Source organism: Cellulomonas sp. Marseille-Q8402, assembly GCF_965119525.1.
In genome coordinates this window covers 1934751-1961467 of sequence record NZ_CBCPLX010000001.1, presented here as the reverse complement: position 1 = coordinate 1961467, position 26717 = coordinate 1934751, and the positions used below count along the sequence as shown (strand labels likewise).

Genomic DNA, 26717 nt, shown 5'->3' with positions numbered 1-26717 from the left:
CGGGACCGGTGCGGCTCAGGAGCCGAGGGCGTCCTCGATCAGCGGGACGAGGTTGTCCAGCGCGTACTGCTGCGCGCCGATGGTGCCCAGCGAGTAGGCGGAGGACAGGTCGCCGTCGATCACGACCGCCCGGCCGTCGGCGACGGCCGGGATGGCCTGCCACTGCGGGTCGTCGGTGATCTCGGTGGTCTCGATGTAGATCGGGAAGGCGACGATCAGGTCGGCGTCGAGCAGGTCGAGCTGCTCGGCGGAGATGTCGACGGAGAACCCGGACGCGGACACGGGCAGGTCCGCGATGGTCGGCGACTGGACGAAGCCGAGGTTCTGCAGGAAGTCGACGCGGTCGCCGCCCTCGATGTACGCGCCCCAGCCCTCGGAGGTGCGGGTGGCGGCGGCGATGGTCTTGCCGTCCCAGTCGGGGTGGTCCTCGCGGGCCTGGGCGAAGGTCTCGTCCAGCTGGGCCGCGAGCTCCTCGCCCTTCTCCGGGACGCCGAGCGCACCGGAGATCAGCTCGAGCTGCTGCTGGCCGGTGGTGAGGTACGAGTCGCCGCCCTCGGGCACGCCGACGGTCGGCGCGATCTCGGACAGGCGGTCGTAGCGGTCCTGGTCGCCGGAGGACTTGACGTCGAGGATCAGGTCCGGCTCGAGCGCCGCGATGGCCTCGTAGGACGGCTCGAGGGTGTCGATGATCTCCGGGGACTCGTCGTACTGGCCCTCGGCCCAGGGGCCGACGCCGTCGCCGCCGAAGGCCAGCCAGTCGGACGCGCCGACGGGCTGGTAGCCGAGGGACAGGGCGGTCTCGGCGTCGCCCCAGCCGAGGGCGACGATCCGCTCGGGCCGGGACTCGACGGTGATCTCGCCGAACTTCGTGTCGACGGTGGCGGGGAAGGTGCCCTCGCCCGACGTGCCCGCGGCGGTGGTCTCGGTGCCCTCGGAGCCGTCGCCCGGGTCGTCGGTGGACGAGCAGGCGCTCAGCGCCAGGACGGCGACGGCTGCGAGGCCGGCGGCGACGCGCATGGACTTCATGGCAGGCCTTTCGTGGATGATGCCCGGGTCGCCTTGTGCCGGGCGTCACGACGGGCTGATGCCTGGGAAGGGTAGCCTAAGCTCATGACGTGCGAGAACCCCGGGTGACCGCCGTCGCTGCCGGGAGGTCCCGCACGACGGCCCCCGCGCCGGCTCGGCGCGGGCTGGCGCTGCCGGCTCTCCTGGTGCTGCTCGCGCTCGCCCTCGGGCTGAGCCTGGCCGTCGGGTCGCGCCCGGTCGGCCTCGGCACGGTCTGGGGCGCCCTGACCGGGCAGGACGTGCCTCCCGCGGACCACGCGGCCGTCGTGGGCCTCCGGCTGCCGCGCACGGTGCTCGCGGTGCTGGTCGGCTCGGCGCTGGCGGTGGCCGGGGCCCTGATGCAGGCGCTCACCCGCAACCCCCTGGCGGACCCGGGCATCCTCGGGGTGTCGAGCGGGGCGGCGTTCGCGGTCGCGATGGGTGTGGTGCTGCTGGGGGTGACGCGGCCGTCGGGCTACGTCTGGTTCGCCTTCGCGGGCGCGCTGGTGGCGACGGTCGCCGTGTACCTGGTCGGCTCGGCGGGGCGGTCGAACGCGAGCCCGGCCCAGCTGACCCTCGCAGGGGTGGCGCTGAGCGCGGTGCTCACCGGCGTGATCGGCGCGCTCCGGCTGACCGACCCGGAGCGGTTCTCCGTCCTGCTGACCTGGGAGTCGGGGTCGTTCCAGTCCCGCGGCTGGAACGTGGTCCTCCCGGTGCTGCCGTTCGTCCTGGCCGGCCTGGCGGTGGCGGCGGTGGTCGCGGGTGCGCTGAACACGCTGGGGCTGGGCGAGGACCTGGCGACGGCGCTCGGGGCGTCGGTGCAGCGCACGCGCGTGCTGGCCGTGGTCGCGATCACCCTCCTCGCGGGCGGGGCGACGGCGATGGCCGGGCCGATCGCGCTGGTGGGGCTGATGGTGCCGCACATCGTGCGGTGGCTGGTCGGCCCGGACCAGCGCTGGATCGTCGGGCTGTCCGCGCTGGCGGGGCCGGTGCTGATCCTGCTGGCGGACGTGGCGGCGCGGGTGCTGCTGTGGCCGGGCGAGCTCCCCGTCGGCGTGGTGACGGCGTTCGTCGGGGCCCCGGTGCTGATCGCGCTCGTGCGGCGGCGGAAGGCGAGCGGGCTGTGAGCGGCACGGCGACCGAGCGCCCGCCGGCCGGACCGCCGGCGCGCGCGGCGCGGCCGTCGGCTCCGGCTCGCCGGCGCGGCCGGGTGGCGGTCACGGGGCTGACCGTCGCCGGCGTCCTCCTGGCGCTCCTCGCGCTGGGGCTCGGCGACTACCCGCTGAGCGTCCCCGACGTGGTGCGGGCACTCGTGTCCGACCAGGGATTCGCGAGCACGGTCGTGACGCAGTGGCGGCTGCCCCGCGTGCTGGTCGCGCTGGTGTTCGGTGCGGCGCTCGCGGTGTCGGGGGCGCTGTTCCAGTCGCTGACCCGGAACCCGCTGGGCTCGCCCGACCTGATCGGGTTCTCCACGGGCTCGTACACCGGCGTGCTGGTGGTGACCACGCTGATCGGCGCGGGCACGGTGGGCGTCTCGGTCGGCGCGCTCGTCGCGGGTCTGCTGACGGCCCTGGTGGTCTACCTGCTGGCGTACCGGGACGGGGTGCAGGGCTTCCGGCTGATCGTGGTCGGCATCGGCGTGACCGGGATGCTGCACGGGCTGAACGTCTGGATGCTGCTGCGCGCGGACACCGAGGTCGCGATGGCCGCGTCGATCTGGGGAGCGGGGTCGATCTCCCTGGTCGGGTGGCCGCAGGCGGTGCCGGCGCTGGTGGTGCTGGCCGTGCTCGCGCCGCTGGTCCGGGCGGTCCGCGGTCCCCTGCGCCAGCTGGAGCTCGGCGACGACGCGGCGGGTGCGCACGGCCTGCGCGTCGAGCCCGCGCGGCTGGCGGTGGTGGTGCTCGGCATCGCGCTGATCGCGACGGTGACGGCGACCGCGGGGCCGATCGCGTTCGTGGCGCTCGCCGCGCCCCAGATCGCCCGGCGGCTGGCGGGGTCGGCCGGCCTGCCGCTGCTGGCGTCGGCGCTGACGGGTGGTGTGGTGCTGCTGGCCGCGGACGTCGTGGCGCAGCACGTGCTGCCGACGGCGGTGCCGGTGGGTGTGGTGACGGTGGTGCTCGGCGGGGCGTACCTGCTGGGTCTGATCGTGCAGGAGGCGCGGCGACGATGGTGAGCGGGCAGCGGCTGCGGGTCGACCGGGCGACGCTGGGCTACGAGCGCAGGACCGTGTCGACGGACCTCAGCCTGGAGATCCCGGACGACTCGTTCACCGTGGTCGTGGGACCCAACGCGTGCGGCAAGTCGACGCTGCTGCGCTCGCTGGCGCGGCTGCTGCGGCCGAGCAGCGGGGACGTGGTGCTGGACGGCGAGTCGATCCACCGGATGCACACCAAGGAGGTGGCCCGCCGGGTGGGGCTGCTGCCGCAGATCGCGCTGGCTCCGGAGGGCATCACCGTCGCGGAGCTGGTGGCACGCGGTCGGTACCCGCACCAGAACCTGTTCCGGCAGCAGTCGGACGCGGACCGGCACGCGGTGGCGTCGGCGATGGCGGCGACGCGGGTCGCGGAGCTCGCGGACGTGCCGGTGGACGAGCTGTCCGGCGGGCAGCGGCAGCGGGTGTGGGTGGCGATGGCGCTCGCGCAGGAGACGGGCATCCTGCTGCTGGACGAGCCGACGACGTTCCTGGACATCGCGCACCAGATCGAGCTGATGGACCTGTTCGCCCGGCTGCACCAGGAGGGGTCGACGCTGGTCGCGGTCCTGCACGACCTCAACCACGCGGCCCGGTACGCGACGCACCTCGTGGTGATGAAGGACGGGGAGGTCGTCGCGCAGGGCCCGCCGGCGGAGGTGGTGACGGCGGAGCTGGTGGAACGGGTGTTCGGCCTGCCGTGCCTGGTGATCCCGGACCCGCTGGCGGGGACGCCGCTGGTGATCCCGCGCGGGACGGCGCACCCGGCGCCCGACGCCGCCTCCTGACGGGGCGGCGCCGGCCGGTCGCGGGTGGGACGTCAGGCGGGCGCGAGGACCACGACGGGCTCGGTGGTCGGGGCAGCGGAGCCGCCCTCGGGCTCGACGGTGAGGGCGAGCGCGTCCCCGGCGCGGTAGGCGTCGGTGCTGATCTCGAGGGTGCCGTCGGAGGTGCCGGTGGTGGCGTCGGGGACGGGCACGCCGTCCTGCATCACCCACAGCTGGTAGACCTCGCCCGCGCCGGGCCGGTCCAGGCCGGTGGCGGTGACGAGCGCGGACGCCTCGGTCACGACGGCGACGGCCGTGCCGCCCGTGGTGACCTCGGAGGCCAGCACCTGCGCGCCGGGCTCGGCGAGCAGGGTGGTCAGCCGGTCGGCGCGGGCCTGCGCCTCGGCCGCGCGCTGGGACTCGCGCCAGGCGATGGTGCTGGGCAGGGCGACGGCGAACGCGACGGCGACCGCGGCGACGGCGGTGAGCCAGCGACGGCGCGGGCGCCGCGCGGACCGGCCGGCGGGGCGGGTGCCGGCCGCGGGCGGGCCGGAGGTGCTGGACGTGCTGGACGTGCTTGGGCGGCTCGGTGCGGCGTGCGCGGGAGCGGTGTGCGGCCGGGCCGGCGCTGCGGCGTCCCCCGCCTCCTGCGCCGTCCGCGCCACGGCGGCGAGCACGGCGGCCCGCACGTCCTCGGGCGCCGGCACGGCGACGGCCGCACCGAGCACGGCCGCGGTCTCCTGCAGGGACCGGGCCTCCCGGGCGGCGTCGGGGTCGCGGGCGAGCAGGTCCTCGACGAGGGCGCGCTCGGCGGGGTCGAGGGCGTCGACGGCCCACGCGCCGATGAGCTCGCGGGTGGCGGCGTCGTCGGGCCGGCGGTCGCCGGGCCGGGAGGTCGGGGTGCTCACGCGGCCACCCCCAGGCAGTCGCGCAGGCGGATGAGGCCGTCGCGGATCCGGCTCTTGATGGTCGGCAGGGCGGCCTTCAGGTCCTCGGCGACCTCGCGGTAGGTACGCCCGTCGTAGTAGGCGCGGACGACCGCCTCGCGCTGGGTGTCGGTGAGCCCGCCGAGGCAGTGCCGCACGCGCTCGGCCTCGAGGTTGGCCTCGGCCTGCTCGGCGACGACGTCGCGCTCACGGGGCCGGTCGCCGTCGAGGACGGCCTGGTCGCGGGTCCGCTGCGCCTGGACGGAGCGGACGCGGTCGACGGCCCGCCGGTGCGCCATGGTGGTCGCCCACGCGCGCGCCGAGCCGCGCCGGGCGTCCCAGCGGGACGCCGTGCGCCAGATCTCCACCATGACCTCCTGGGTGACCTCCGCCGCGTGGTCGGGATCGCGGAGGACGGCGAGAGCCGTGCCGTGCACGGCGGGGGACAGCGTGTCGTAGAGCCCGGTGAACGCGTCGAGGTCGCCCGCCGCGACCCGTGCGAGGGCCTCGTCGGCCGTCACGGGCGCGGGCGGGCGGGTTCCGGGGGAGGGCACTGCGACAGTCTGCCGCACGTGCCCGCCCCCGGGCTCGTCACTGCACGAGCGCGGCCGCCAGCGAGTCGATCGCGCCGGCGAGGGTGGAGACGTGCATGCCGAGGCCCGCCGCGACGTCGTCCGCCGGGAGCTCGCCGTTGCTGACCGTCTCGAAGAACTCGCCCGCGGGACCGCGGTAGCCGTCCAGGTCCATGAGGGCCTGCTGGCGGGCGTCCTCGTCGCCCGTGGCGTCTGCCACGGCGTAGTCGACGAAGAACCCGATGTGCTCACGCCACAGGTCCAGGAACGCGGTGCCGTTCTCCGCGCCGGCCAGGGACGTGACGGCGTCGGAGAGCTGGACGGAGTTGGCGTCGAGCGTGGCGGCCGCGGCGGTGAACGCCGGGGACTCCACGCCGCCCTCGGCGGTGTACGCGGTGAACACGGCGTAGGAGGCCAGGTAGACGTGCTCCTGGAGCATCGCGGTCAGGTTCGCCCGCAGGGTGGAGGCGTCGTCCATCGCGTCGCCGGACAGGCCGGCGCCGGCGGCGAGGCCGGTCGCGATGGTGGCGGCGTCCATGCCGACGTGGTCGGCGGCGGCCTTGAGCGTGTCGGACGCGGTGGGCTCGCCGGCGGCGAGGGCGTCGATCGCTGCGGTCAGCGTGGTGACGTGCATGGTGAGCGCCTCGGCCACCGCGGCGGCGGGCAGGTTGCCCGCGCTGATCTGCTCGAAGAACGCCCCGGCGTCGGTGGTGTAGCCCGCGAGCGAGGCCTGCGCGGCGTCGGCCGCGGCCTGGTCGCCGCCCTTGACGGCGACGGCGTAGTCGACGAAGTAGCCGATGTGCTCGTCCCAGAGGGCCTGGAACGCCGCGCCCTGCTCCTCGCCGGCGATCGAGCCGACGGCGTCGGCCAGGTCGGCGGTGTTGCCGTCGAGCGCGGCCTTCGCGGCCATGAACTCGTCGGAGTCGGCGCCCGCGGTGTAGGCGGTCGCGACGCCGATGCCGGTCAGGTAGACGTGCTCCTGCAGGAGGGCGGTGAGCCCGGACCGCAGGGCGGCGGCGTCGGAGTCGACCTCGCCGGCGGTGCCGGTCGCCGCGGCGAGGCCGGTGGCGAGGGTGAGGCCGGTCTCCGGCATGTGCTGCGCGGCGGTGCGGGCGTCGGCGAACGGGTCGCCGGTGCTGACGGGCTCGACAGCGCCCATGGCGCTGTGGTCCGTGCCGGGGTCGGTGCTGGCGGACATGGACGGCATGTCGCTGCCCGAGGCCGTGTCGTCGCCGCTGCTGCACGCGGCGAGCGTCAGGCTCAGGGTCAGACCGGCGGCCATCGCCGCCACGGCGTAGGTGCTGCGGGTGCGTCGCATCATCGCTCCTTGCGTCCCATCGGGGGTGGTGTCACCGAGGGTTCGGAGCGGGCGGCGCCGCGGATGGGTCCCGCTACGCGGCGCCGTGGTGCAGGCGCGCGACGTCGTGGGCGGGGGCGGCGTGCTCGGGGGCGGGCCCGCCGACGAAGCACTGGCAGGGGCCGTCGCGGTGCACGAGGCCGGAGTGCGGGCGGGCGGCGCAGGGCAGCGGTCCGACGACGGCCTGCAGCTCGTCGAGGGGGGTCATCTCGATGGTCATGCGGGTACCTCCTGGCGGTGAGCCGCACGGTCTGCAGCCCGGGACGGCCCCGAGGGTCCGGAGCCGTGGTGCCACAGGAGTCGCACCCCCCGTGGTCCCGTCCTCATCGGACGGTCGCACGCGTTCCTGTGGCGAAGTCGCCATCTTGGTGGTACAGACCCCGGAAATCCAGTCGTGTGGTCGGCATCACGCGCCGGACGGGTGATCAGGACGCCAGCCGCGCCGCCCGTCGCGCCGCCTGCTCGGCCGGGTCCGGGACGGGGGCGGCGTCCAGCAGCCGGCGCGTGTACGGGTCCTCGGGCGCGCCCAGGACGCGGCTCCGCTCGCCGATCTCGACGAGGCGGCCCTGGTGCATGACGGCGACGCGGTCGGCGAGCTCGTCCACGACGGCGAGGTCGTGGCTGATGAACAGGCACGCGAACCGCAGCCGCTGCTGGATGGACCGGAACAGCTCGAGCACCGTCGCCTGGACGGAGACGTCGAGCGCCGACGTCGGCTCGTCGGCGATCAGCAGCTCCGGGTCCAGCGAGATGGCCCGGGCGATGGACACGCGCTGCCGCTGCCCGCCGGACAGCTCGTGCGGGTAGCGGGTCGCCCACGCCGCGGGCAGCTCGACGCTGTCGAGCAGCTCGGCGACGCGCGCCTCCAGGGCGGCGCCGCGGAGCCCGGCGTGCACCTTCAGGGGCTCGGCCACGGACTCCCCGATCGAGTACCGCGGGTTCAGCGAGGCGGCGGGGTTCTGGAACACCACGCCGATCCGCGTCCGGGCGGCCCGCACGGCGCGCGGGGTGTCCCGGCCCAGCCGGGTGCCGACGACCTCGACGGTGCCCGCGGTGAGCGGCGCCAGGCCGAGGGCGCAGCGGCCGAGGGTCGACTTGCCCGACCCGGACTCGCCGACGAGCGCCAGCATCTCCCCGGGCTGGACGCGCAGGGTCACGTCGTCGACCGCCCGGACGACGCGCCCGCGGCGGTTCCGGTACTCGACCACCAGGTGCTCGACGTTCAGCGCGGGGCGCTCGCGGTCGTCGGCGCCCGTGGGCCGCTCCGGGGTGCCGATGCGGGGGACGGCCGAGAGCAGCGTGCGGGTGTAGTCGGCCTCGGGCGCGGCGAACAGGCCGGCGACCTCGGCGGTCTCCACCACCTCGCCGTGCCGCATCACGACGACGCGGTCCGCGAGGTCGGCGACGACGCCCATGTCGTGGGTGATCAGCACGATGGCGGCGGACGTCCGCGCGCGCAGGCGGCGCAGGACGTCCAGCACCTCCTGCTGCACCGTGACGTCGAGGGCCGTGGTCGGCTCGTCGGCGACGAGCACCTCCGGGTCGCACGCCAGCGCCATCGCGATCATGACCCGCTGCGCCTGGCCGCCGGACAGTTGGTGCGGGTAGAACGTCAGCCGCTCCTCGGGGTCGGGCAGCTCGACCAGGCGCAGGAGCTCGACCGCGCGCGCCCGCGCCTCGGCGCGGGACAGCCCCGGCAGGTGCCGGCGCAGGGTCTCGCGCAGCTGGTACCCGATGGTGAACACCGGGTCCATCGCGTTGGACGGGTCCTGGAAGATCATCGCGACCCGCCGCCCGCGCACGTCGGCCAGCGCCCGCCGGTCCAGCCCGACCAGCTCGAGGTCGCCGAGCCGGGCGCTGCCGGAGACCTGCGCGGAGCCGGGCAGCAGGCCCATGATCGCCAGCGAGGACACGCTCTTGCCGGAGCCGGACTCGCCGACGACGGCGAGCACCTCGCCCCGGGCCAGGTCGAAGGACACGCCGCGGACGGCGTGCACGTCGGGCGACCGGCCGCCGTCGACGCGGAAGGTGACGGTCAGGTCGCGCACGGACAGCACGGTCGGGTCGGTGGTCACGGTTCTCCAGTCCCGGCCTGCGCGTCGCGGTAGGCCTCCCAGTCGGCGAGCATCTTGCGGTGGTACCCCGCCAGCCACTCCATGTAGTTGCGGGCGTTGAGCAGCCGGCGGCGCGGCCCCTCGTCCCCGGCGGGGCTGGCGTCCAGCCCCTCGTCGATCACGCGCTGGAGCCGCGGCAGGTAGTTGCGCTCGGACTCCAGCCAGCTGCCCCAGATGTCGTCCTCGACGCGGAAGTAGTGGTTCCGGTCGCCGGCCACGGCGTGCCGCTGGATGAACCCGATCTCGACGAGCCGCCGGGTCGCGGTGGACACGGCGCCGGCGCTCGCGGTGAGCAGGTGCGCGATCTGCTGCGAGGAGAGGTACGGGCGGTCGACGATCATCAGGACGCCGACCACCCGGCCCTCCATGCGCGGGCTGTGCGAGCCCTCCCACGTCAGCGCGAACTGCTCGATCCAGCGCAGCGCGTCGGGGGACAGGGCGAGGTCGGGTGCGGCGTCGGACCCGTCGGTGCTCACGGTGGTCACCCGACGGTCGTCCCGACCGGCGCACCGGCCTCGCGGAGCCGCGTCATGCCGGTGCGGCGGCGGCGGAACTCGGCGAGGGGCCAGGCGGTCATCCCGTCGCGCACGGCGGAGATCGCGTCGTCGGCGTCGCGCTCGACGACGACCTCCTCGCCCACGTTCCCGAAGCCCGGGCCGGCCTTGATCCGCAGCCGGTCGCGGCCGGTGACGGTCAGCTCCTCGTAGGCGGCGGTGGGGTCGGGCGCGCTCGGCCGCAGCATGACGAGCCGGCCGCCGAGCTCGGCGATGTCGGAGACGCCCCACAGGGCGCCGAACCGGCCGGTGTACTCGGCGAGCGGCCGGGCGTCGGCCGCGGGCTCGGGGGTGTCGGCCGGCGGGTTCAGGGCCAGGTCGATCAGCTTGATCAGGCCGACGGCGATCGGGTCGGCGGGGCCGTCGATGGCGTTGGTGAGCACGCTGACCACGAGGCGCGCCTCCGGGTCGATGTAGGTCCGGGTGATGTGGCCGGGGTAGCCGCCGGAGTGCCCGACGACCTCGCGGTCGCCGATCGTGTGCAGGTCCAGGCCGATGCCGTAGCGGCCGATCTCGGTGCCGTACGCCTTGACCACGGACTCCTGGCGGTGCAGCAGCCGCTTGCCGGCGTCGGAGACCAGGGTGTCGTCGCCGAGGAAGTGCGCCGCGCCGAACGCCGTCATGTCGCGGGCGGTCGAGTAGAAGCCGGTGGCCGCGGCGAGGGCGCGGGTGTCGACGTGGTCGATGCGCTCGCGCCGGTCGTCGGCGTCGAGCAGGGCGGTGTGCCCGCCGGCGTAGCGGTCGGCGAGCGCGGGGTCGTACTCGGCGCCGGTGTCGGCCATGCCGAGCGGCTCGAGGACGGCGGCGCGCAGGTGCTCGGCGTAGGACCGGCCGGTGACCGCCTCGATGATCAGGCCGAGGATGCCGTAGCCGTAGTTCGAGTACTTGAAGTGCTCGTTGGCGCCGAACACCTCGCCGGCCTCGAGCAGCTCCGCGACGAGGGTCTCGCGGTCCGGGAACGGGCCGTCGAGCTGCCAGAAGTCGCCGTGCTCGCCGTCGCGGATCACGCCGGCCTGGTGCCCCAGCAGCTCGCGGACGGTCCGGGACGCCAGCGGCGAGGACGCGAGCCCGGGCACCGACATCCCGACCGTGTCGTCCAGCCGCAGGCGCCCGGCCTCGACGAGCCGCATGACGGCGGTCGCCGTGAACGACTTGGAGTGCGAGGCGATCCGGAACAGGTGGTCGGTGCGCAGCGGCTCGCCCGTGGTCACGTCGGCGGTGCCCCAGACGTGGTCGAGGACGACGTCGTCGCCCGACCGGATCGCCACCTGGACCCCGACCGCGCGCCGGAACGACGCCTGCTGGTCGACCCAGGACGCGAGGTAGGGCGCCGCGGCGCGGATGGTGGCGGTGGTGGTGCTGTCGGACATCGTGTCGGGCCTCCAGAGGGTGGTGCGCGAAGGACTGCGGGCTCAGCGGCCCTTGGGGTCGAGGACGTCCCGCAGGACGTCGCCCAGGGTGATCATCGCGAGGACGGTCACGGTGAGGAAGATGCTCGGGAACAGCAGCATGTGCGGGGAGGTCTGGAAGTACGTCTGCGCGCTGGACAGCTGCAGCCCCCAGGAGATCGACGGCGCGCGCAGGCCGAGGCCCAGGAACGTCAGCGTCGACTCGGACACGATCACGCCGCCGACCATCGTCGTGGCGACGGCGAGCACCGGGCCGATGGAGTTCGGCAGGACGTAGCGGGCGATGATCCGCCGGTCCCGCAGCCCCATGGCCCGGGCGGCCTCGACGTACGGGGCGTCCCGGACGGCGCGCACGGAGCCGCGGACCAGCCGCGCCATCGTGGGCCAGGAGAACAGCGCGAGCACCAGCGCCACCGTCACGGCGGACCGGGTGCCGATCGAGGTCAGCACCACCACGGCGCCGAGCAGGAACGGGAAGCCGAGGAACACGTCGGTCAACCGGCCGATCAGCCGGTCGGCGATACCGCCGTAGAACCCCGCGACGGTCCCGACGACGAGCGCGACGACCAGGGCGATGGCGGTGCAGAGCAGGCCGACGGTGAGCGAGGCCCGGGTGCCGTAGACGACGTTCGCGTACACGTCGCAGCCCTGGACGTCGGTGCCGAACACGTGCGCGCCGCCCGGGGGCTGCGCGCTCGCGGCCAGGTCGCACGCGCGGGGGTCGGGCTGGCCGAACAGGCCGGCGAACCACGACGGCGCGACGGCGATCAGCCCCAGGAGCACGAGCACGACGGCGCAGGCCCAGAACAGCGGCCGGCGGCGCAGGGTCCGCCAGACGCCGCGGGCGGCTCCGGCGGGCTCGGCGGGGGAACCCGGGGCACCGGGCGCACCGATGGTGCTGCCGGGCACGGTGGCGGCGACGGTGTCACTCATGGCGGATCCTCGGGTCGAGCACGGACGACATCAGGTCCACCACCAGGTTGGTCAGCAGGAAGATGATGATCAGCGCGGTGGAGACGCCGACGACGGTCGGCCCCTCGTGCGCGCGGATCGCCTGGAAGAGCAGCTGCCCGACGCCCGGCAGGTTGAACACGCCCTCGACGATGACCGTGCCGCCGAGCAGGAAGCCGAGGTCGATCGCGAGGAAGGTCAGCACGGGGATGGCCGAGTTGCGCATGACGTGCACGCCGACGACCTGCCGCTCGCGCAGGCCCTTGGCCCGGAGGGTGCGGACGAAGTCGGACTGCAGCGTGTCCACCACGGACCCGCGCATGAGCCGGGTCACCGACGCGAGGCCGAACACGGCGATCACGGCGGCGGGCAGCAGGTAGGCGTTCGGCCAGCCCTCGCCGGTGCCCGCGACGGGGAACCAGCCGAGCCGCACCCCGAAGACCAGCTGGGCGGTCACCGCGACGACGAACGCCGGGATGCTCGTCGCCAGGATGGTGCCGGCGAGGACCAGGCGGTCGCCGGTCCGGCCGTGGCGCAGGGCCGCGAACAGGCCGAGGGCGACGCCCAGGACGACCTCGAAGGCCCAGGCCGTCAGCGCGAGGGTGATCGTGACCGGCCAGCGGGACTCCATGCGGGAGGCGACGGACTGCCCGCTGAAGTTGGTGCCGAGGTCGCCCTGGAACAGCCCGCCGATGTACCGGGCGTACTGCTGCAGGACGGGCTCGTCCAGGTGGTACCGCTCGCGCAGCTCGGCCACGACGTTCTCCGGCAGCGGCCGGTCGCCGCCGAGGGCCCGGATCGGGTCCCCCGGGAGCGCGAACACCATCAGGTAGATGACGAGCGTGACGCCCAGGAACACGATCAGCAGCTCGACCGCGCGGCGCAGGGCGTACCGGCTCACCGCGCTGCCCTCGCCGCCAGGACGTGCGACATCGCGAGCGTCGCGCCGTACTGCACGCCGACGAGCTTCTCGACGGGCAGCACGGCGAGGCCGGTCAGCGAGTCGGCCTCGGCCGTCCAGTCGGCGTAGACCGCGCGGGCGCGCTCGGCGACGCGGTGGATGCGGGCCGTCGCGAGGCCGGCGTGCACCTCGGCGTCGAGCGCCCGGAGCAGCATGCCGCCCCAGCGCAGCCGGAACATCCGGACGACGTCCTCGTTGCTGAACACCTCCGCGGCCGTGGCCGCGCGGCGCAGCTCCGGGCGGTCGGCCCGCAGCACCTCCGACCGGCCCATCTCGCCCGTCATGGGGACGAACGCCTCGCTGGCCCGCAGGAACGGGGAGCGGATGGTCATGTCGGGCCGGGCCTCGTCGAGCAGGGACACGAGGGTGGCGCCGAGCTCCACCATCGCCTCGCCCTTGGCCCGCACGATGTCGGCGTAGTCCGCCGAGGTCGGGGTCGTGTCGTCGGCGAGCGGGTGCGACCAGTACGGCAGCTCCGCGACCAGCGACACGGTGCCGTGCCGGCGCGCGTACGCCGAGGAGGAGTCGCCGCCGACCATCGACGCCGCGTCCATCCCGAGGGACTCGAGGTAGTCGTACTCGTCGCGCATGCTCGACATCAGGTAGACCGCCGGGGCGATCGACCGGATCGCCGGGGACTCGGCCTCGCCGACGTCCAGCGGCAGCCCCAGCGCGCGCGGCACGGCGTGCAGCGCGGGCACGGCGCCGGGGACGTCCTCGGTCAGGTAGTAGTAGACGCCGCCCAGCTCCGCGTTGTGCAGGCTGACCATGAGCTCCGGCCGGACCTCGTCGATCACGCGCATCAGCGCCTGGGTCTCGGGGATCACGTCGTCGAAGTACGCGTCCTTGTACGCGAACGGGAACGTCCACTCCGCCTGCTCGGCCGGCGCGGGCCGGTAGAACCCGCGCGAGTACGCGGTGCGGTCCGACGGGTCGGCGAACCACGACTCGTTGAGCCGGGTGCCGTCCGGGTCGATGCACGGGATCAGGTGCCAGGTGGCGCCGGAGGTCGCGAGCAGCCCGGGGTCCGCGACCAGCTCGGAGGCGAGGTGCTGCAGCGTGCGGAAGCCGATCGGCTCGTTGGGGTGCACGCCGGCGAACAGCAGGAACGGGCGCGGCCCGGAGCCGATGGTGAACATCGGGATCGGCTCGCCGAGCCGCGAGGTGCCGACCCGGCGCTCGCGCACCAGGCCGGGGTGATCGGCCGCGAGGGTGCCGAACCAGGCCAGCAGCTCGTCGACCGGGGGGAATCCGGCGATCGGGGCGACCCGGCGGGCCCGCTCGAGGACGTCCTCGAGCGAGCCCGCCGGCGTGGTGCTCGTGCTCATGCGCCCTCGGCGAGGACGACGGCGGTGAAGGTCGGGTTGCCGACGGCCGAGGTGGGGAGCTCGGCGACGCGGTCCGACGTGACGTAGGAGTACGTCTCGAAGAACAGCGGGGGTGCCGGGAAGTCCGTGATGATCCGCTCCTGCACGGCGGCGTAGGCGTCGGCGGCCGCGGCCGCGTCGGTCTCGGCGTCCGCCGCGGCGATCAGGTCGGCGACCTCGGGCTCGTAGTACGGGATGCAGTTGGGGCAGCCGCCGCCGTCGACGTAGAACGCCCGCAGGGTGTTCTGCTGGCTCGGGTACAGCGCGCCCCACCGGGAGAAGAACGGGCCGCTGATCGTGCCGGCGGTCCGGTTGTCGGCGAACTCGGCCCAGTCGGTGCTCGGGGTGGCGACCGCGTCGACCCCCAGGTTCTGGCGCAGCTGGTTGGCGATGGCCGTGTACAGCTCGTCCATGCCGGAGCCGCCGGGGTAGTAGATGTCGATGGTGCCGTCGAACCCGCCGGCCTCGTCGAGCAGGGCCTTGGCCGCCGCGGGGTCGTACTCGCAGTACTCACCGCAGATGCCCTCGGGCGTGCCCGCCTCGACGGCGGGGGTCAGCGCGGTGGCCGGGGTGAACAGGCCGCCGTAGATGACGTCGTTGATGGTGTCGCGGTCGATGGCCATCGAGATCGCCTGGCGCACGCGGACGTCGCCGTAGCGCTCGTCCCACAGCGGGAGACCGAGGTAGGAGATGCCCGCGGCCTCGAACGAGTACAGGTGGTCGCCGAAGTCGGCGGCGGCCTGCGTCTGGCGGGCGACCGGGACGCCCGCGATGTCGAGGTTGCCGGCCTGCACGTCGGTGTAGGCGGTCGTGGTGTCCGTGTACGGGACGAAGGTGATCTCGTCGACCGTCGGCTCGGTGCCCTGGTAGTCCTCGTACGCCGTGACCGTCATCTCCTCGTTCTCGGCGTAGTCCGTCGCGACCTCGAACGGGCCGTTGCCCACCGGGTGCGTGTTGTACGCGTCGAAGTCGTCGAACGCGGACTCGGGCATCGGGTAGAACGCCGTCTGCGCCTGGGACAGCTGCATCGGGAACTGGCCGTCGGGCCCGGTCAGCTCGACGGTGAAGGTGGTGTCGTCGACGACGGTCAGGCCGGACATCTCGGTCGCCGGCTCGCCCTCGGTGGGGTTCAGGTCCGCGTAGCCGACGATGTTGGCCAGCTGGCCGGTGTTCTCCCACGCGTTCGGCCCGTACGCCACGGCGTTCCACGCGTCGACGTAGGACTGCGCGGTGACCGGCGTCCCGTCGTGGAAGGTCCAGCCGTCCTTCAGGGTGATCGTCCAGGTCGTCGCGTCGTCCGACTCCACCGACTCGGCGGCGACGTACGAGAGCTCCCCGGCCTCGTCGACCCACGTCAGCGAGGACCAGACGGCCATGTTGAAGTCGAAGGCGATCGACTGGCGGCCGGGGATCAGCTGGATCGGGTCGGTCACGGCGACGCGGATGGCGCCGCCGCCCGACGCGGACGCCGCGTCGTCCGTGCCGTCGTCGCTGCCGCCGCTGCACGCGGTGAGCGCCAGGGCCAGCACGGCTGCACCGGCTGCGAGCCGGAACCGGGTCGTTCTCATGGGTCCTCCACAGGGGGTCGGCGGCACGGGGCCGCCCGAGAAGTCGGGGGAGAGTGCGGGGGGAACGCGCGGGTGCCTTGCGGGTGTGCGGCGTGTGCCGGGCGGGCGGTCGCGGCGTCGTCGGGGGGTGGGGACGGTGCGCGGGAGCGACGGCTCCGGGCCGGCTGCGGTGCCGCCAGTGAACCCCTGCCACGTGGTCGGACTCAATAGCCGGGCTGCTGAAAGTTCAGTAGGAAATGAAACTTTTACGTGCGCGTCACACGCCGCGGGGTGCCGCCGGACCGGTCCCCGGTGGTGGAATGAGCCCCGTGATCCACACCACCGACTACCTGCTCACGGACGAGGCGCAGGTGCGCGAGGTCGTCCGCCGCCACGGGTGGGCGACGCTGGTCAGCGTCACGGACGACGGGCCGGTCGCCTCCCACGTGCCGGTGCTGCTGGCGGACGACGTCCCGCTGCCCGGCGGTGCGGGCGCCCCCGACGCGCCCCCCGTCGCCCGCCCGCGGCGCGACGCCCACGGCCTGCCCGACCGGTTCCAGGTGCCGGCCGCGCCGCTGCACGTGCTCAGCCACCTCGGCCGCCCGGACGAGCTGCTGCACCAGGTGGACGGCACACGCGAGCACCTGCTCGTCGTCGAGGGCCCCTACGGCTACGTGTCGCCCGGCTGGTACGGCTACACCCCGGCGGTGCCGACCTGGAACTACGTCGCCGTGCACCTCTACGGCACGCTCGAGCTGCTGGACGCGGAGGACTCCTACGCCGTCATGGGCGCGACCGTGGACCACTACGAGGCGCCGATGCCCGAGCCGGTGCGCATGCCGGACGTCGAGGGGTACGCCCGGCGGATCGCGCCCGGCGCCGTCGGCTTCCGGCTGCGCGTCACCCGGTTCCAGGCCAAGGCGAAGCTCAGCCAGGACAAGCCGCGCGCGGTCGCCGAGCGCGTCGCCGCCGCCCTGGAGACCGACCCGCACTACGCCGACCCGGCGCTCGCGGCCGCCATGCGGACCGAGCTCGAGCGCCGCCCCGACTGGGCCTGACGGCCCGGACCCCACCCCGGAGACCCCCGTGACCGCACCCCTCGTCCTCACCCGCGCACGCCTGCTGGGTGCCGCCCGCACCGTCGACGTGCTGCTGCGCGACGGGCGGGTGCAGGCCGTCGGACCGGACGTCGCCCGCACCGCCGGGGCCGGGGTGGAGCAGGTCGACCTGGACGGGCGCACCGTGCTGCCCGGGCTGTGGGACGCGCACACCCACATGACCCAGTGGGCGCTCGCCCGGCAGCGGCTCGACGTGTCCGCCGCGACCTCCGCCGCGCACGCCGTCCGGATCGTGCTGGACCGGCTCGCCGACCGCCCGCCGACGCCCGGCACGGCGCTGGTCGGCTACGGGTTCCGCGACGGGCTGTGGCCCGACGTGCCGACGGCGGCGGTGCTCGACGCGGCCGTGGGCGACACCCCCGTGATCCTGGTGTCCGCCGACCTGCACTGCGCCTGGTTCAGCACCGCCGGGCTGCGGTACGCCGGCGTCGACCACCACGCCACCGGCCTGCTGCGCGAGGGGGAGTGGCTGCCGCTCACCAGCGTGGTCGACCACGTGCCCGACGACGTCGCGGACGCCTGGGTCGCGGAGGCGTCACGGGCCGCCGCCCAGCGCGGCGTGGTGGGCGTCGTCGAGCTCGAGATCACCGAGAACCTCACGCCCTGGCGCCGTCGCATCGCGGCGGGCAACGACGCGCTGCGGGTGCGTGCCGGCGTCTGGGAGCCGTACCTCGACAGGGTGCTCGCCGCGGAGCTGCGCTCCGGCGACGTGCTGGTCGGCACCGGGGGGCTGCTGCAGCAGGGGCCGCTCAAGGTCGTCACCGACGGGTCCCTCAACACCCGCACCGCGTACTGCCACGACCCGTACCCGGGCCTGTCCGGGCCGGAGGCGCACGGGATCCTCGCGGTGCCGACCGACCACCTGGTGCCGCTGATGGCGCACGCCCACCGCAAGGGCCTCACCTGCGCCATCCACGCCATCGGCGACCACGCCAACACGCTCGCCCTGGACGCGTTCGAGGCCAGCGGAGCCCGCGGCTCGGTCGAGCACGCCCAGCTGCTGACCGACGCGGACGTCGCGCGGTTCGCCGCACTCGACGTGGTCGCGTCGGTGCAGCCCGAGCACGCCATGGACGACCGCGACGTCGCCGACCGGCACTGGGCCGGCCGCACCGGACGGGCGTTCGCGCTCGCCTCGCTGGCCGCCGCGGGCGTGCGGCTCGCCATGGGCTCCGACGCCCCCGTCGCGCCGCTGGACCCCTGGCTGGCCGTGTCCGCCGCCGTCGAACGCACCCGGGACGGCCGCGAGCCGTGGCACCCCGAGCAGCGGCTCGACCTGCTCACCGCCCTGCGGTCGTCGACCGACGGGCAGCCCCTCGAGCTCGCCGTCGGGGCGCCCGCCGACCTGGTGGTGCTCGACGCCGACCCGTTGACCGCGGGGGCGGGGCCGCTGCTGCGGGCGATGCCGGTCGCGGGGACGCTGCTCGGCGGCCGCTGGACGCACCGCGCGCTCTGAGCCCGCGCCTCAGGCGTCCGCGAGCAGCTCCGCCGTCGTGACCACCCGCGCGAACCCGCCGGTGTGCAGGTTGGCCGTCGTCGTCCGCGCCAGGTCGGCGGCGGCCAGGACCGTGCCGTCCGGGTGCGCCAGGTCGAAGGTGTGCGTCGCGTCCATCGGGACGAGGACGTCGTAGCCGAGGTTGCCGGCCATCCGGGCCGTCGTCTCGACGCACATGTTGGTCTGGATGCCGCAGAGCACCAGCTGCCGGATCCCGGCGGCGGCGAGCCACGCGTGCAGGTCCGGCTCGCCGTAGAACGCCGAGTTCACGGACTTCCGCACCAGCAGCGCGGGCTCGACGTCGGCGACGACCGGCTTGAACGCGTACCCGGGCGCGTCCGCGTACAGCGGCGGCGAGTTCCGCGACGCGTGCTGCACCAGCACGACCGGGCGGCCCGTGCGCTCCCAGGCGGCCACGAGGGCGGCGACGTGCTGCTCGGCGTCGGGGTTGTCCCGCGGACCCCAGAAGTCGGGGTCGTCGAAGCCCTGCTGCACGTCGATCACGAGCAGGGCGGCGTCGGTGGCGATGTCCATGCCGGTCATCGTGCGGGCGCCCGGCCGGGTCCGGGAGTGGCTGCACTGCCGTCCGGCGTCGAGATCCTGCCGACCGACGGCGGCCCAACCGGACGGGGTGCGCCGAACGGGTGGACGCGCGAACGGGGGCTGGGTGCTACCACCCAGGGTCGCCGCGCGCCCTCGCGTACCGGGTCGTAACGTCACCGGCAACCATGTGCCCTGACCTGCGAGTCCTCGCCCCCCACGGCATCAGCGCGCGGACCGCGCTCGGCTACCACCCGCGCGACGGCCGGCCCGTCGCGTGCTGGGTCGTGCACCCGAGCGCGGACGGCACCGGTGTGCGTGCCCGGCTCGACCGCTTCACCGCCGCGCTCGGCATCGGCACGCACACCGCCGAGGCGCTGACCGAGGTCGACGACTACCGCGCCTCCCTCACCGCCGCCGGCGGCTGGGCCACGCTCTGGGTGGGCGACGAGACCGAGCTGGTCGCGGAGCACGACGACGCCTGGCTCGACGCGCTGCTCGACCGGGGCTGGGCGATCGTCGTCGTCGGCTACTCCCCGGACCTGGCCCGCACCGACAACGCCACCGTGCTGGCCTACCTGACCGACGGCAGCGCCGCGCACGTCGGGATCGTCCGCGTCGCCTGAGCGCCGGACCGAGCAGCCCCGCGGGGTCGGTAGGCTGTGACCATCCCCACCGCCGCGAACCAGGGAGCTCACCCGTGGGACGAGTCGTCGTCGATGTGATGCCCAAGCCGGAGATCCTCGACCCGCAGGGCAAGGCCGTCGCCGGGGCGCTGCCCCGGCTCGGGTTCGGCCAGTTCACCTCCGTCCGCCAGGGCAAGCGGTTCGAGCTCGAGGTCGACGGGCCGGTGACCGCCGAGGTCCTCGCCGCCGCCGCCGAGGCCGCCGTGCAGGTCCTGTCCAACCCCGTGATCGAGGACGTCGTGCGCGTCGCCGACTCCGAGGCCGACGCCGCCGGCACCGTGCTCTCCGAGGGCCTCGCCTGATGACGAGGATCGGCGTCGTCACCTTCCCGGGCACCCTGGACGACCGCGACGCCGCACGTGCCGTGCGGCTCGCCGGCGCCGAGCCCGTCGCCCTCTGGCACGCCGACGCCGACCTGCGCGGGGTCGACGCCGTCGTCCTGCCGGGCGGGTTCTCCTACGGCGACTACCTGCGCGCCGGGGCGATCAGCCGGTTCGCGCCCGTGATGGGGGAGGTCGTCGAGGCCGCCGGCAAGGGCATGCCCGTGCTCGGCATCTGCAACGGCTTCCAGGTCCTCACCGAGGCGCACCTGCTGCCCGGCTCGATGATCAAGAACGACCACCTGCACTTCGTCTGCCGCGAGCAGGTGCTGTCCGTCGAGTCGGCCGACACCGCCTGGACCGCCGAGTACCGGCAGGGCGAGCGCATCACCATCCCGCTGAAGAACCAGGACGGCCAGTACGTCGCCGACGAGCGCACGCTGGACGAGCTGGAGGGCGAGGGTCGCGTCGTCTTCCGCTACGAGGACGCGAACCCCAACGGCTCCCGCCGCGGCATCGCGGGCATCAGCAACGCGCGGGGCAACGTCGTCGGCCTCATGCCGCACCCCGAGCACGCTGTGGAGGCCGGGTTCGGCCCCGACGGCGCGCGCGGCCCGCGGTCCGGCACCGACGGCCTGCGGTTCTTCACGTCCGTGATGCGGTCCCTCGTCTCCTGATCCCCGGGGACCACTCAGGCGCCCGGGGAGCGGGGCGGGCCGCGGGGTGCGACCACTCAGCGGGCGGTCGGTCCACCTAGCGAGGTCCCTGCGCGCGGTGCCGGCGTACCGGACCCGCTGCGTGCATCGTCGCTGGTGACGGCAGGTGCGGCCCGCGGTGGGCGTCGAGCACGGAGCCGGCTGAGTGGTCGGCCGCGACCACCATGAGTAGCGCGCGGCCGCCAGGCTCGGGGCTTGCCGGCCGGACGCTGACACGCGTCCGCTTCCCTGACGCCGGCTGCTCCCACCCTCCAGGAGGTCGCCGCCCATGGTCATGCCCCGAACCGGACGCGCGCTCGGTGCGTTCGTCGCCGGAGCCGTCGTACTGGGCGGCTTCCCCGCCGCCGCGGCGGCCGCACCGACCGCGCACGGCTGGGACGTGCACCAGTCGGCGCGCGCCGCCCTCGGCACCGGACCTGGCGGCAACGTCCTGGCCGTCGTCGCCCAGGAGGACGGCGGCGTCCTCGCGGGCGGCAGCTTCACGGCGGTCGCGGGCCTCCCGGCCGGGCACCTCGTGCGGCTCGACGCCGACGGCGCCGTGGACCTCGCGTTCCAGGAGGCGATCGGCACCGGCGCCGGCGGCGCCGTGGAGACGGTCGTCGAGCTGGGTGACGGCGACGTGCTGGTGGGCGGCTCCTTCACCACGTTCGACGGCCAGCCGGCCGGGCACCTCGTGCGGCTCGCGCCCGACGGCACCGTGGACCAGGACTTCCAGGACGCGATCGGCGCCGCGACGGACCAGTCGGTCCACGAGGTCGTCGAGCTGGCGGACGGCGACCTGCTCGTCGTCGGCGCCTTCACCACCTTCGCGGGGCAGCCCGCCGGGGGCGTCGTCCGGCTGAACCCCGACGGCACCGTGGACCACGCCTTCCAGACCGCGATCGGGGGCGGGTCGGACCACGGCGTGCTGACCGCGATCGAGCTCGAGGACGGTGACCTGCTCCTCGGGGCCAACGCCCAGTTCACCTTCGACGGGCACGAGGCCTGGGGACTCGTGCGGCTCGGTGCGGACGGCGAGGTGGACACCGCGTTCCAGGACGCCATGGCCGGCGCGTTCTGGTCCGGTGCGGTGTACGCCCTGGCCGACCCCGGCGACGGCGACGTGCTGGTCGGCGGGCGGTTCACGCTGTTCGGGACCCCGGCGGAGTTCGTCGGCGGCGGGCTGGTGCGGCTGCAGGACGACGGGACGGTCGACACCGCGTACCAGGCGGCGATCCAGGGCGGCGCCTCGCCGCAGCCGATCGTCCGGAGCCTCGAGCGCCTCGCAGACGGGGACCTCCTGGTGGGCGGCGAGTTCACGGAGTTCGGCGGGGAGACCACCGGTCACCTGGTCCGGCTGGACGCGAGCGGCGCGCTCGACACCACCTTCCGGGCCGACCTGGGCACCGGCGTGGCCGGGTCCGTGGAAGCCGTTGCGGAGGCTGCCGGAGGAGACCTGCTGCTGGGCGGCGAGTTCACCAACGTCGGCGAGGAGGGCCCCGGGAAGCTGGCGCGTCTCTCCGACGTGCACCTGTCCGTCGAGGCGGTGCCCGCCGTCAGCGGTCGAGCGGGCGCGGAGGTGTCCGTCCCGGTCGTGGCGGACGCGTCGGACGACGGCGTGATCGCCTACACCGCGACCGGGCTCCCGGCCGGCGTCGCCATCGACCCCGCCACCGGCGTGGTCAGCGGTATCCCGACCGCCGCCGGCACCACCGACGTGACGGTCACCGCGACCCGCCGCGCCCTCGCCGTCGACACCACCTTCGCGTGGGAGGTGCTGCCCGGCGTCGACGGGGCCGCGTCCACCCTGACGGCCGCACCGGCGAGCGTGCCCGCGGACGGCGCCACGGCTGCCACCGTCGTCGTGACGGCGGTCGACACCGCGGGGGACCCGCTCCCGGGTGCCGCCGTGGAGATCGCGAGCACGCACGGCGACCTCGTCGCGGCGGTGGCCGAGATCGTGCCGGGCCGCTACGAGGTGGACCTGACCGCGACGACGGCGGGCGTCGCGACCGTCAGCGCGACCGTCGACGGGGTGACGGTCGGCGCGACCGCCACGGTCGAGTTCCTCGACGAGGTGGGCCCGGAGCCCGAGCCCGAGCCGGAGCCGGAGCCCGAGCCGGAGCCGGAGCCGCAGCCCGAGCCCGAGCCCCAGCCGGAGCCGCAGCCCGAGCCCCAGCCGGAGCCGCAGCCCGAGCCGCAGCCGCAGCCGCAGCCGCAGCCCGAGCCCAGCCCCGAGCCGAGCGGGCCCGGCGTGGGTGACGGCGACGGCACGGGCGGCGTCACGGATCCGGACGGCGACCCGGCACCGGAGAAGGCTCCGTCGCTCGCGGTGACCGGGGCCGGGGTGGCTGCCCTGGCGGCCCTCGCCGTGCTCTGCCTCGGGGTCGGCGTGCTCGCCCGGCGGGCAGGCCGCGTCCACTGAGGGCACGGTCCCGCCGTGCGACCACCCGCCACGTGGTCGCACGGCGGAACCGCTCCGGACACGCGTGCCCGGCATCCGGACACCCGGTGACGCGGGCCGGGGCGCGCGGGCTATCGTGCTCGCGTGTTCCTGACCCGGGTGTGTTGTCGCTGAGCTGACGACCTCGCGCGCCCGCGGCCCGACGGCCCTCGCTGCGCACCCGCCTCGTCCCGAGGACCACATCCGCATGGCTGCTCAGCCTGTCCTGGACCGCGCGCTCGCGGTCGCCACCCGTCACGTGCCCTCCGCCCGCGTCGCGCTGCGCCGGGCCGCCCGCAGGTCCACGTCTCCGGCCGCACCCGCATCGCTCGTCGCCGAGCCTGCGGCAAGCACGGAGCCGGGATCGCACCCGCCCCGCTCCCGGCTCGTCGAGGCCGCACCGGTCGCCGCCGTGCGACCGCTCGGCCCGGCCCCGGTCGTGCACGTCCGCACGCCGGCGTACGGCGTGCGGACGGTCGAGGCGCGGCCCGGCTCGGAAGCGGCGATCACGGTCGCCGCGCGCACGGCGGACGTCATCCGGCTCGGCTTCTCGGCGGCGGTGCCGTCGATCGGGGCACTGGCCCGGGTCACCGCTCTCGTCGAGGACGCGCTCGCGGAGGCCGGGCGCGACCGCGCCGAGGTGCGGGTGCTGCTCGACCTCGAGGTGGTGCTGGCGGACGACGAGCGCTCCGCCCGCCGCAAGCGCTCGCAGCTCGAGTACCTGGACGCGCTCGCCGGCCTGAGCTGGGCGCCGGCGGACACGCGGGTCGTGACGACCGCGGGCCGGTTGCTGGCCGAGGTCGTGGAGGTCGCCCGGCGCGCGGGCGTCGACGGCGTCGTGCTGCACCCGCTGGCCGGTGGCGCGGCGGTGGAGGAGGAGCTGCACGCGCTGGTCGCGTGACGGCGCCGGGTGGCGTGCGCGCCTCGTGCCCTGGGTACCGTGTCGGCCATGACGAGGCTGTGGCAGTGGGCGGTGCTGGGCGCGGTGCTGCCCGCGGTGTGGCTGGTGGCGATGGTGTGGGTGCAGTCCGACCCGCAGTACCGCGCCGGGTTCCTGGGCTACGCCCTGCTGATGTACGTGATCGCGGTGATCCCCGCCGTCGTGCTGTTCACGCTGCTCGGCGCGCTCGTGCTGACGGTCGCCCGGCGGCTGCCGGCACGGGGTGACGCGCGCCGGGGCCGGGCTTTGGCGGTCGCCGTCGTCGGGTGCGCCGTCGTGACCACGGTGGTCGGCGCGCTCCTCGCCTCCGGGGGCGGCGTGGCGGTCACGTTCGCGCCCGAGGTGCTCGGGTGGTCGGCGCTGGTGGTCGGGCTGCCGCTGACGGCGTGCGCGGCCGCGGCGTGGAGCCGCTGGCGTCCGGACCCGGCGGACGCGGTGCCGAGCGCGCCGGGCGGTGCGCAGGCCTGACGCGGTCCGCGACCGCCCGGCGCGGGCGGGTCAGGCGCGCAGGGCGGAGAGCGCCTGGTCCAGGTCGTCGCGCAGGTCCGCGACGTCCTCGAGGCCCACGGACAGCCGCACCGTCGACTCCGCGATGCCGACGGCCGCGCGACCGGCGGGCCCGAGCTTGCGGTGCGTCGTCGTCGCGGGGTGCGTGACCAGCGACTTGGCGTCGCCGAGGTTGTTCGAGATGTCGATGACGCGCAGGGCGTCCAGCACCGCGAACGTCGACTTCTTCGCGACGTCGGGCGTGGCGCCGTCCGGCACCCGCAGGTCGACGGTCACCACGGTGCCGCCGCCGTCCTGCTGCGCGAGCGCCAGCGCGTGCTGCGGGTGCGACGGGAGGTACGGGTACCGGACCTGCGCCACCGCCGGGTGCTGCTCCAGCCAGCCGGCCAGGGTCAGCGCCGAGGCCGTCTGGTGCCGGACGCGCAGGGACAGCGTCTCCAGCCCCTTGAGCAGCACCCACGCGTTGAACGCGGACAACGACGGCCCGGTGTTCCGGATCAGGGTCTGCACCGGGCCGTGCACGAACGCGTCGGAGCCGAGGATCGCCCCGCCGAGCACGCGCCCCTGCCCGTCGATGTGCTTGGTCGCCGAGTACACGACGACGTCGGCGCCGAGCAGCAGCGGGCGGGACAGCACGGGGGTGGCGAACACGTTGTCGACCACGACGACCGCGCCGGCGGCGTGCGCGAGGCGGCTGACCGTGGCGATGTCGACCAGGTCCTGCATCGGGTTGGACGGCGTCTCGAAGAACACGACGTCCGCCGGGGTCGCCAGCGCCTCCTCCCACTGCGACGGGACGTGGCCGTCGACGTAGTCGGTGCGCACCCCCCACTTCGCGAGGATCTCGTCGAAGATCACCACGGACGACCCGAACAGCGCCCGCGCCGCGACGACGCGCGACCCGGAGCGGACCAGCGCGGCGAGGGCGGTGAACACCGCGGACATGCCGGACGCGGTGGCGTAGCAGGCCTCGGCGCCCTCGAGCAGGCGCAGCCGCTCCTCGAACGTCGACACCGTCGGGTTGCCGTACCGCGAGTAGAGGAACCGGTCGGCCTCGCCCGCGAACGCCGCCTCGGCGTCCGCGGCGTGGGCGTAGACGTAGCCCTGGGTGAGGAACAGCGCCTCGGACGTCTCCTGGAACGGCGTGCGCACGCTGCCGCCGCGGACGGCGAGCGTGTCCGGGCGCAGCCCCTCCAGCGGCAGGCGGTCGTCGCGCCAGGCCGCCGGGCCGGGAGCCGTCCCGGCGTCGCCGCTCACGCCTCGCGCCAGGGCAGGCCGGCGGCGCGCCAGCCCCAGTGCCCGCGCTGCCCGTCGGGGCCGACGTCGCCCTCGAACCCGCTCAGCACGTTGTACGCCGGGCCCAGGCCGGCGGCGGTGACGGTGCTGGCCGCGGCGACCGAGCGCACACCCGACCGGCACAGGAACACGACCGGGCGCGGGTCGTCGGCCGTCACGCCGGCGTCCGCGAGCTCGTCGAGGAACCGCGGGTTGGGGCGGCCGAACCCGTCCGTCCACTGCACGAAGGCCGTGCGGCCCTCGCCGGCGTCCGCGGTGTCGGGCACGCCGACCGACTGCCACTCGCCCTCGGTCCGGACGTCCACCAGGACGACGCGGTCGTCGGACAGCAGCAGGTCCCAGGCCTCCTGCGGGGTGAGGTCACCCGCGTAGGGCGCGCTCACAGCGGACGCACCTGGGCGCTGCCGGAGGTCGCGGCCGGCAGGACCAGGGCCTGCGCCACCACCACCCGCTGCCCGTCGAAGGTCGCGGCGGGGCTGCCGTGCAGCTCGTAGCCCTCGGCCAGCGCCGCGCTCACCCGCTCGCAGAACGTGCGGTCGTCCGGCCCGGTGAGCAGGCGGTAGCGCAGGCGGTCGTCGGTGTCGGTCATGCGTGTCCTCCATCGGTTCTGGCGGAAGCACCCTCGGCCGGGCCCGGCAACTGCCCAGGTCCGCGGGTTGCTGCGGCGTCGTCGAGCCAGATCTCTCAGCCGCTCTGGATGGTGCGGCGATGCTACGCCATCACCGCCGCGGCGCGGTTCACCCGGACCGGTCCGTGGACCGCGGTTGACACGTCCGCGGCGGCCGTCCCATCCTCGACGCAGGTCATGAGCGCCAGCGTCAAGCCCCGGCTCGCTGGCCGGCAACCCTCCCTCCGCGGCGGGGTGCCCCGGGTGACGACCTGGTCGACCGCCGTTCGGCGGCCGGCAAGCGCGGGGT

The 26717-nt window shown here is 75.1% G+C and carries 26 protein-coding genes, 1 pseudogene and 2 riboswitches; of the genes and pseudogenes, 11 read left to right on the top strand and 16 right to left on the bottom strand.

The window, feature by feature from the left end; genetic code table 11:
- Positions 1-15 precede the first annotated feature (15 nt).
- Positions 16-1026 carry an iron-siderophore ABC transporter substrate-binding protein gene (locus ACWPWW_RS09030; protein WP_454049981.1) on the bottom strand — a complete coding sequence of 337 codons (1011 nt, stop codon included), beginning with the start codon at positions 1024-1026 and terminating at the stop codon, positions 16-18.
- A 104-nt stretch (positions 1027-1130) separates the two neighbouring features.
- On the opposite strand from ACWPWW_RS09030, the gene ACWPWW_RS09025 reads away from it, so the two are divergent.
- From ACWPWW_RS09025 to ACWPWW_RS09015, 3 genes are read left to right on the top strand one after another with little or no spacing between them, the layout of a single operon-like run.
- Positions 1131-2171: a FecCD family ABC transporter permease gene (locus ACWPWW_RS09025; protein ID WP_454049980.1), complete on the top strand. Its 1041-nt coding sequence runs from the start codon at positions 1131-1133 to the stop codon at positions 2169-2171.
- Positions 2168-3217, top strand: a complete 1050-nt coding sequence (locus ACWPWW_RS09020; RefSeq protein WP_454049979.1) for a FecCD family ABC transporter permease — start codon at positions 2168-2170, stop codon at positions 3215-3217. Before ACWPWW_RS09025 ends, ACWPWW_RS09020 begins: the two co-directional genes overlap by 4 nt.
- Entirely contained in the window at positions 3211-4023 is an 813-nt protein-coding gene (locus tag ACWPWW_RS09015) for an ABC transporter ATP-binding protein (protein ID WP_454049978.1), read from the top strand. The genes ACWPWW_RS09020 and ACWPWW_RS09015 overlap by 7 nt, the downstream gene beginning before the upstream one ends.
- Positions 4024-4055: 32 nt before the next feature.
- Here ACWPWW_RS09015 and ACWPWW_RS09010 read toward each other — a convergent pair whose 3' ends face one another.
- The 11 genes from ACWPWW_RS09010 to ACWPWW_RS08960 all read right to left on the bottom strand — a co-directional run bounded on the left by ACWPWW_RS09010 (position 4056) and on the right by ACWPWW_RS08960 (position 15781).
- Positions 4056-4910: an anti-sigma factor gene (locus ACWPWW_RS09010; protein WP_454049977.1), complete on the bottom strand. Its 855-nt coding sequence runs from the start codon at positions 4908-4910 to the stop codon at positions 4056-4058.
- Complete coding sequence (gene sigK, locus ACWPWW_RS09005) at positions 4907-5482, bottom strand: ECF RNA polymerase sigma factor SigK (RefSeq protein ID WP_454049976.1); 576 nt, start codon at positions 5480-5482, stop codon at positions 4907-4909. The genes ACWPWW_RS09010 and sigK overlap by 4 nt, the downstream gene beginning before the upstream one ends.
- A 37-nt stretch (positions 5483-5519) precedes the next feature.
- Positions 5520-6818 carry a hypothetical protein gene (locus tag ACWPWW_RS09000; RefSeq protein ID WP_454049975.1) on the bottom strand — a complete coding sequence of 433 codons (1299 nt, stop codon included), beginning with the start codon at positions 6816-6818 and terminating at the stop codon, positions 5520-5522.
- 73 nt (positions 6819-6891) lie between these two features.
- Positions 6892-7077: a hypothetical protein gene (locus tag ACWPWW_RS08995; RefSeq protein ID WP_454049974.1), complete on the bottom strand. Its 186-nt coding sequence runs from the start codon at positions 7075-7077 to the stop codon at positions 6892-6894.
- A gap of 205 nt (positions 7078-7282) precedes the next feature.
- Complete coding sequence (locus tag ACWPWW_RS08990) at positions 7283-8932, bottom strand: ABC transporter ATP-binding protein (RefSeq protein WP_454049973.1); 1650 nt, start codon at positions 8930-8932, stop codon at positions 7283-7285.
- Complete coding sequence (locus ACWPWW_RS08985) at positions 8929-9447, bottom strand: GbsR/MarR family transcriptional regulator (RefSeq protein ID WP_454049972.1); 519 nt, start codon at positions 9445-9447, stop codon at positions 8929-8931. Before ACWPWW_RS08985 ends, ACWPWW_RS08990 begins: the two co-directional genes overlap by 4 nt.
- Positions 9448-9452: 5 nt before the next feature.
- On the bottom strand, positions 9453-10895 hold the full coding sequence (locus ACWPWW_RS08980) for a serine hydrolase domain-containing protein (protein WP_454049971.1): 1443 nt from the start codon (positions 10893-10895) through the stop codon (positions 9453-9455).
- Positions 10896-10937: 42 nt separating this feature from the next.
- On the bottom strand, positions 10938-11867 hold the full coding sequence (locus ACWPWW_RS08975; protein ID WP_454049970.1) for an ABC transporter permease: 930 nt from the start codon (positions 11865-11867) through the stop codon (positions 10938-10940).
- Positions 11860-12786: an ABC transporter permease gene (locus ACWPWW_RS08970; RefSeq protein ID WP_454049969.1), complete on the bottom strand. Its 927-nt coding sequence runs from the start codon at positions 12784-12786 to the stop codon at positions 11860-11862. Before ACWPWW_RS08970 ends, ACWPWW_RS08975 begins: the two co-directional genes overlap by 8 nt.
- Positions 12783-14174 (bottom strand): M14 family zinc carboxypeptidase, encoded by a 1392-nt coding sequence (locus tag ACWPWW_RS08965; RefSeq protein ID WP_454049968.1) that lies wholly within the window; start codon positions 14172-14174, stop codon positions 12783-12785. Before ACWPWW_RS08965 ends, ACWPWW_RS08970 begins: the two co-directional genes overlap by 4 nt.
- The gene (locus ACWPWW_RS08960) at positions 14171-15781 is read right to left on the bottom strand and encodes a peptide ABC transporter substrate-binding protein (RefSeq protein ID WP_454049967.1); all 1611 of its coding nucleotides are present in this window, start codon (positions 15779-15781) and stop codon (positions 14171-14173) included. Before ACWPWW_RS08960 ends, ACWPWW_RS08965 begins: the two co-directional genes overlap by 4 nt.
- A gap of 308 nt (positions 15782-16089) precedes the next feature.
- On the opposite strand from ACWPWW_RS08960, the gene ACWPWW_RS08955 reads away from it, so the two are divergent.
- Complete coding sequence (locus ACWPWW_RS08955; protein WP_454049966.1) at positions 16090-16818, top strand: FMN-binding negative transcriptional regulator; 729 nt, start codon at positions 16090-16092, stop codon at positions 16816-16818.
- 28 nt (positions 16819-16846) lie between these two features.
- Positions 16847-18334 carry an amidohydrolase gene (locus tag ACWPWW_RS08950; RefSeq protein ID WP_454049965.1) on the top strand — a complete coding sequence of 496 codons (1488 nt, stop codon included), beginning with the start codon at positions 16847-16849 and terminating at the stop codon, positions 18332-18334.
- 9 nt (positions 18335-18343) lie between these two features.
- On the opposite strand, the gene ACWPWW_RS08945 is transcribed toward ACWPWW_RS08950, so the two are convergent.
- A complete protein-coding gene (locus ACWPWW_RS08945; RefSeq protein ID WP_454049964.1) occupies positions 18344-18907 on the bottom strand; it encodes a cysteine hydrolase family protein in 564 nt (187 codons plus the stop codon).
- Between the two features lie 194 nt (positions 18908-19101).
- Between ACWPWW_RS08945 and ACWPWW_RS08940 the strand changes: the two genes are divergently transcribed.
- From ACWPWW_RS08940 to ACWPWW_RS08915, 6 genes are all read left to right on the top strand, one after another.
- Positions 19102-19539 carry a hypothetical protein gene (locus ACWPWW_RS08940; protein WP_454049963.1) on the top strand — a complete coding sequence of 146 codons (438 nt, stop codon included), beginning with the start codon at positions 19102-19104 and terminating at the stop codon, positions 19537-19539.
- 74 nt (positions 19540-19613) lie between these two features.
- Complete coding sequence (gene purS / locus ACWPWW_RS08935) at positions 19614-19901, top strand: phosphoribosylformylglycinamidine synthase subunit PurS (RefSeq protein ID WP_454049962.1); 288 nt, start codon at positions 19614-19616, stop codon at positions 19899-19901.
- On the top strand, positions 19901-20596 hold the full coding sequence (gene purQ / locus ACWPWW_RS08930) for a phosphoribosylformylglycinamidine synthase subunit PurQ (protein ID WP_454049961.1): 696 nt from the start codon (positions 19901-19903) through the stop codon (positions 20594-20596). The genes purS and purQ overlap by 1 nt, the downstream gene beginning before the upstream one ends.
- Positions 20597-20903: 307 nt before the next feature.
- Positions 20904-23039 carry an invasin domain 3-containing protein gene (locus ACWPWW_RS08925; protein ID WP_454049960.1) on the top strand — a complete coding sequence of 712 codons (2136 nt, stop codon included), beginning with the start codon at positions 20904-20906 and terminating at the stop codon, positions 23037-23039.
- Between the two features lie 226 nt (positions 23040-23265).
- Positions 23266-23958 carry a hypothetical protein gene (locus tag ACWPWW_RS08920; protein ID WP_454049959.1) on the top strand — a complete coding sequence of 231 codons (693 nt, stop codon included), beginning with the start codon at positions 23266-23268 and terminating at the stop codon, positions 23956-23958.
- Between the two features lie 48 nt (positions 23959-24006).
- Positions 24007-24465, top strand: coding sequence for a hypothetical protein (locus ACWPWW_RS08915; protein ID WP_454049958.1), 459 nt, complete (start codon positions 24007-24009; stop codon positions 24463-24465).
- A 30-nt stretch (positions 24466-24495) separates the two neighbouring features.
- Here ACWPWW_RS08915 and ACWPWW_RS08910 read toward each other — a convergent pair whose 3' ends face one another.
- The 3 genes and pseudogenes from ACWPWW_RS08910 to ACWPWW_RS08900 all read right to left on the bottom strand — a co-directional run.
- On the bottom strand, positions 24496-25761 hold the full coding sequence (locus ACWPWW_RS08910) for an O-succinylhomoserine sulfhydrylase (RefSeq protein WP_454049957.1): 1266 nt from the start codon (positions 25759-25761) through the stop codon (positions 24496-24498).
- Positions 25758-26183, bottom strand: coding sequence for a rhodanese-like domain-containing protein (locus ACWPWW_RS08905; protein WP_454049956.1), 426 nt, complete (start codon positions 26181-26183; stop codon positions 25758-25760). The genes ACWPWW_RS08910 and ACWPWW_RS08905 overlap by 4 nt, the downstream gene beginning before the upstream one ends.
- Before the next feature lie 17 nt (positions 26184-26200).
- A pseudogene (locus ACWPWW_RS08900) lies at positions 26201-26389 on the bottom strand (DUF1737 domain-containing protein); the annotation flags it as partial.
- 6 nt (positions 26390-26395) lie between these two features.
- Positions 26396-26504, bottom strand: a riboswitch (SAM riboswitch).
- A 97-nt stretch (positions 26505-26601) separates the two neighbouring features.
- Positions 26602-26717, top strand: a riboswitch (SAM riboswitch).

What these genes read in the sequence shown, in the direction of transcription:
- ACWPWW_RS08960 (WP_454049967.1), bottom strand. Translation starts at nt 15,781, where the DNA reads ATGAGAACGACCCGGTTCCGGCTCGCAGCCGGTGCAGCCGTGCTGGCC.
- ACWPWW_RS08965 (WP_454049968.1), bottom strand. Translation starts at nt 14,174, where the DNA reads ATGAGCACGAGCACCACGCCGGCGGGCTCGCTCGAGGACGTCCTCGAG.
- ACWPWW_RS08980 (WP_454049971.1), bottom strand. Translation starts at nt 10,895, where the DNA reads ATGTCCGACAGCACCACCACCGCCACCATCCGCGCCGCGGCGCCCTAC.
- ACWPWW_RS09015 (WP_454049978.1), top strand. Translation starts at nt 3,211, where the DNA reads ATGGTGAGCGGGCAGCGGCTGCGGGTCGACCGGGCGACGCTGGGCTAC.
- ACWPWW_RS08915 (WP_454049958.1), top strand. Translation starts at nt 24,007, where the DNA reads ATGACGAGGCTGTGGCAGTGGGCGGTGCTGGGCGCGGTGCTGCCCGCG.
- ACWPWW_RS08920 (WP_454049959.1), top strand. Translation starts at nt 23,266, where the DNA reads ATGGCTGCTCAGCCTGTCCTGGACCGCGCGCTCGCGGTCGCCACCCGT.
- ACWPWW_RS08995 (WP_454049974.1), bottom strand. Translation starts at nt 7,077, where the DNA reads ATGACCATCGAGATGACCCCCCTCGACGAGCTGCAGGCCGTCGTCGGA.
- ACWPWW_RS08940 (WP_454049963.1), top strand. Translation starts at nt 19,102, where the DNA reads ATGTGCCCTGACCTGCGAGTCCTCGCCCCCCACGGCATCAGCGCGCGG.
- ACWPWW_RS09000 (WP_454049975.1), bottom strand. Translation starts at nt 6,818, where the DNA reads ATGCGACGCACCCGCAGCACCTACGCCGTGGCGGCGATGGCCGCCGGT.
- ACWPWW_RS09030 (WP_454049981.1), bottom strand. Translation starts at nt 1,026, where the DNA reads ATGAAGTCCATGCGCGTCGCCGCCGGCCTCGCAGCCGTCGCCGTCCTG.
- ACWPWW_RS08975 (WP_454049970.1), bottom strand. Translation starts at nt 11,867, where the DNA reads ATGAGTGACACCGTCGCCGCCACCGTGCCCGGCAGCACCATCGGTGCG.
- ACWPWW_RS08945 (WP_454049964.1), bottom strand. Translation starts at nt 18,907, where the DNA reads ATGGACATCGCCACCGACGCCGCCCTGCTCGTGATCGACGTGCAGCAG.
- purQ (WP_454049961.1), top strand. Translation starts at nt 19,901, where the DNA reads ATGACGAGGATCGGCGTCGTCACCTTCCCGGGCACCCTGGACGACCGC.
- ACWPWW_RS08925 (WP_454049960.1), top strand. Translation starts at nt 20,904, where the DNA reads ATGGTCATGCCCCGAACCGGACGCGCGCTCGGTGCGTTCGTCGCCGGA.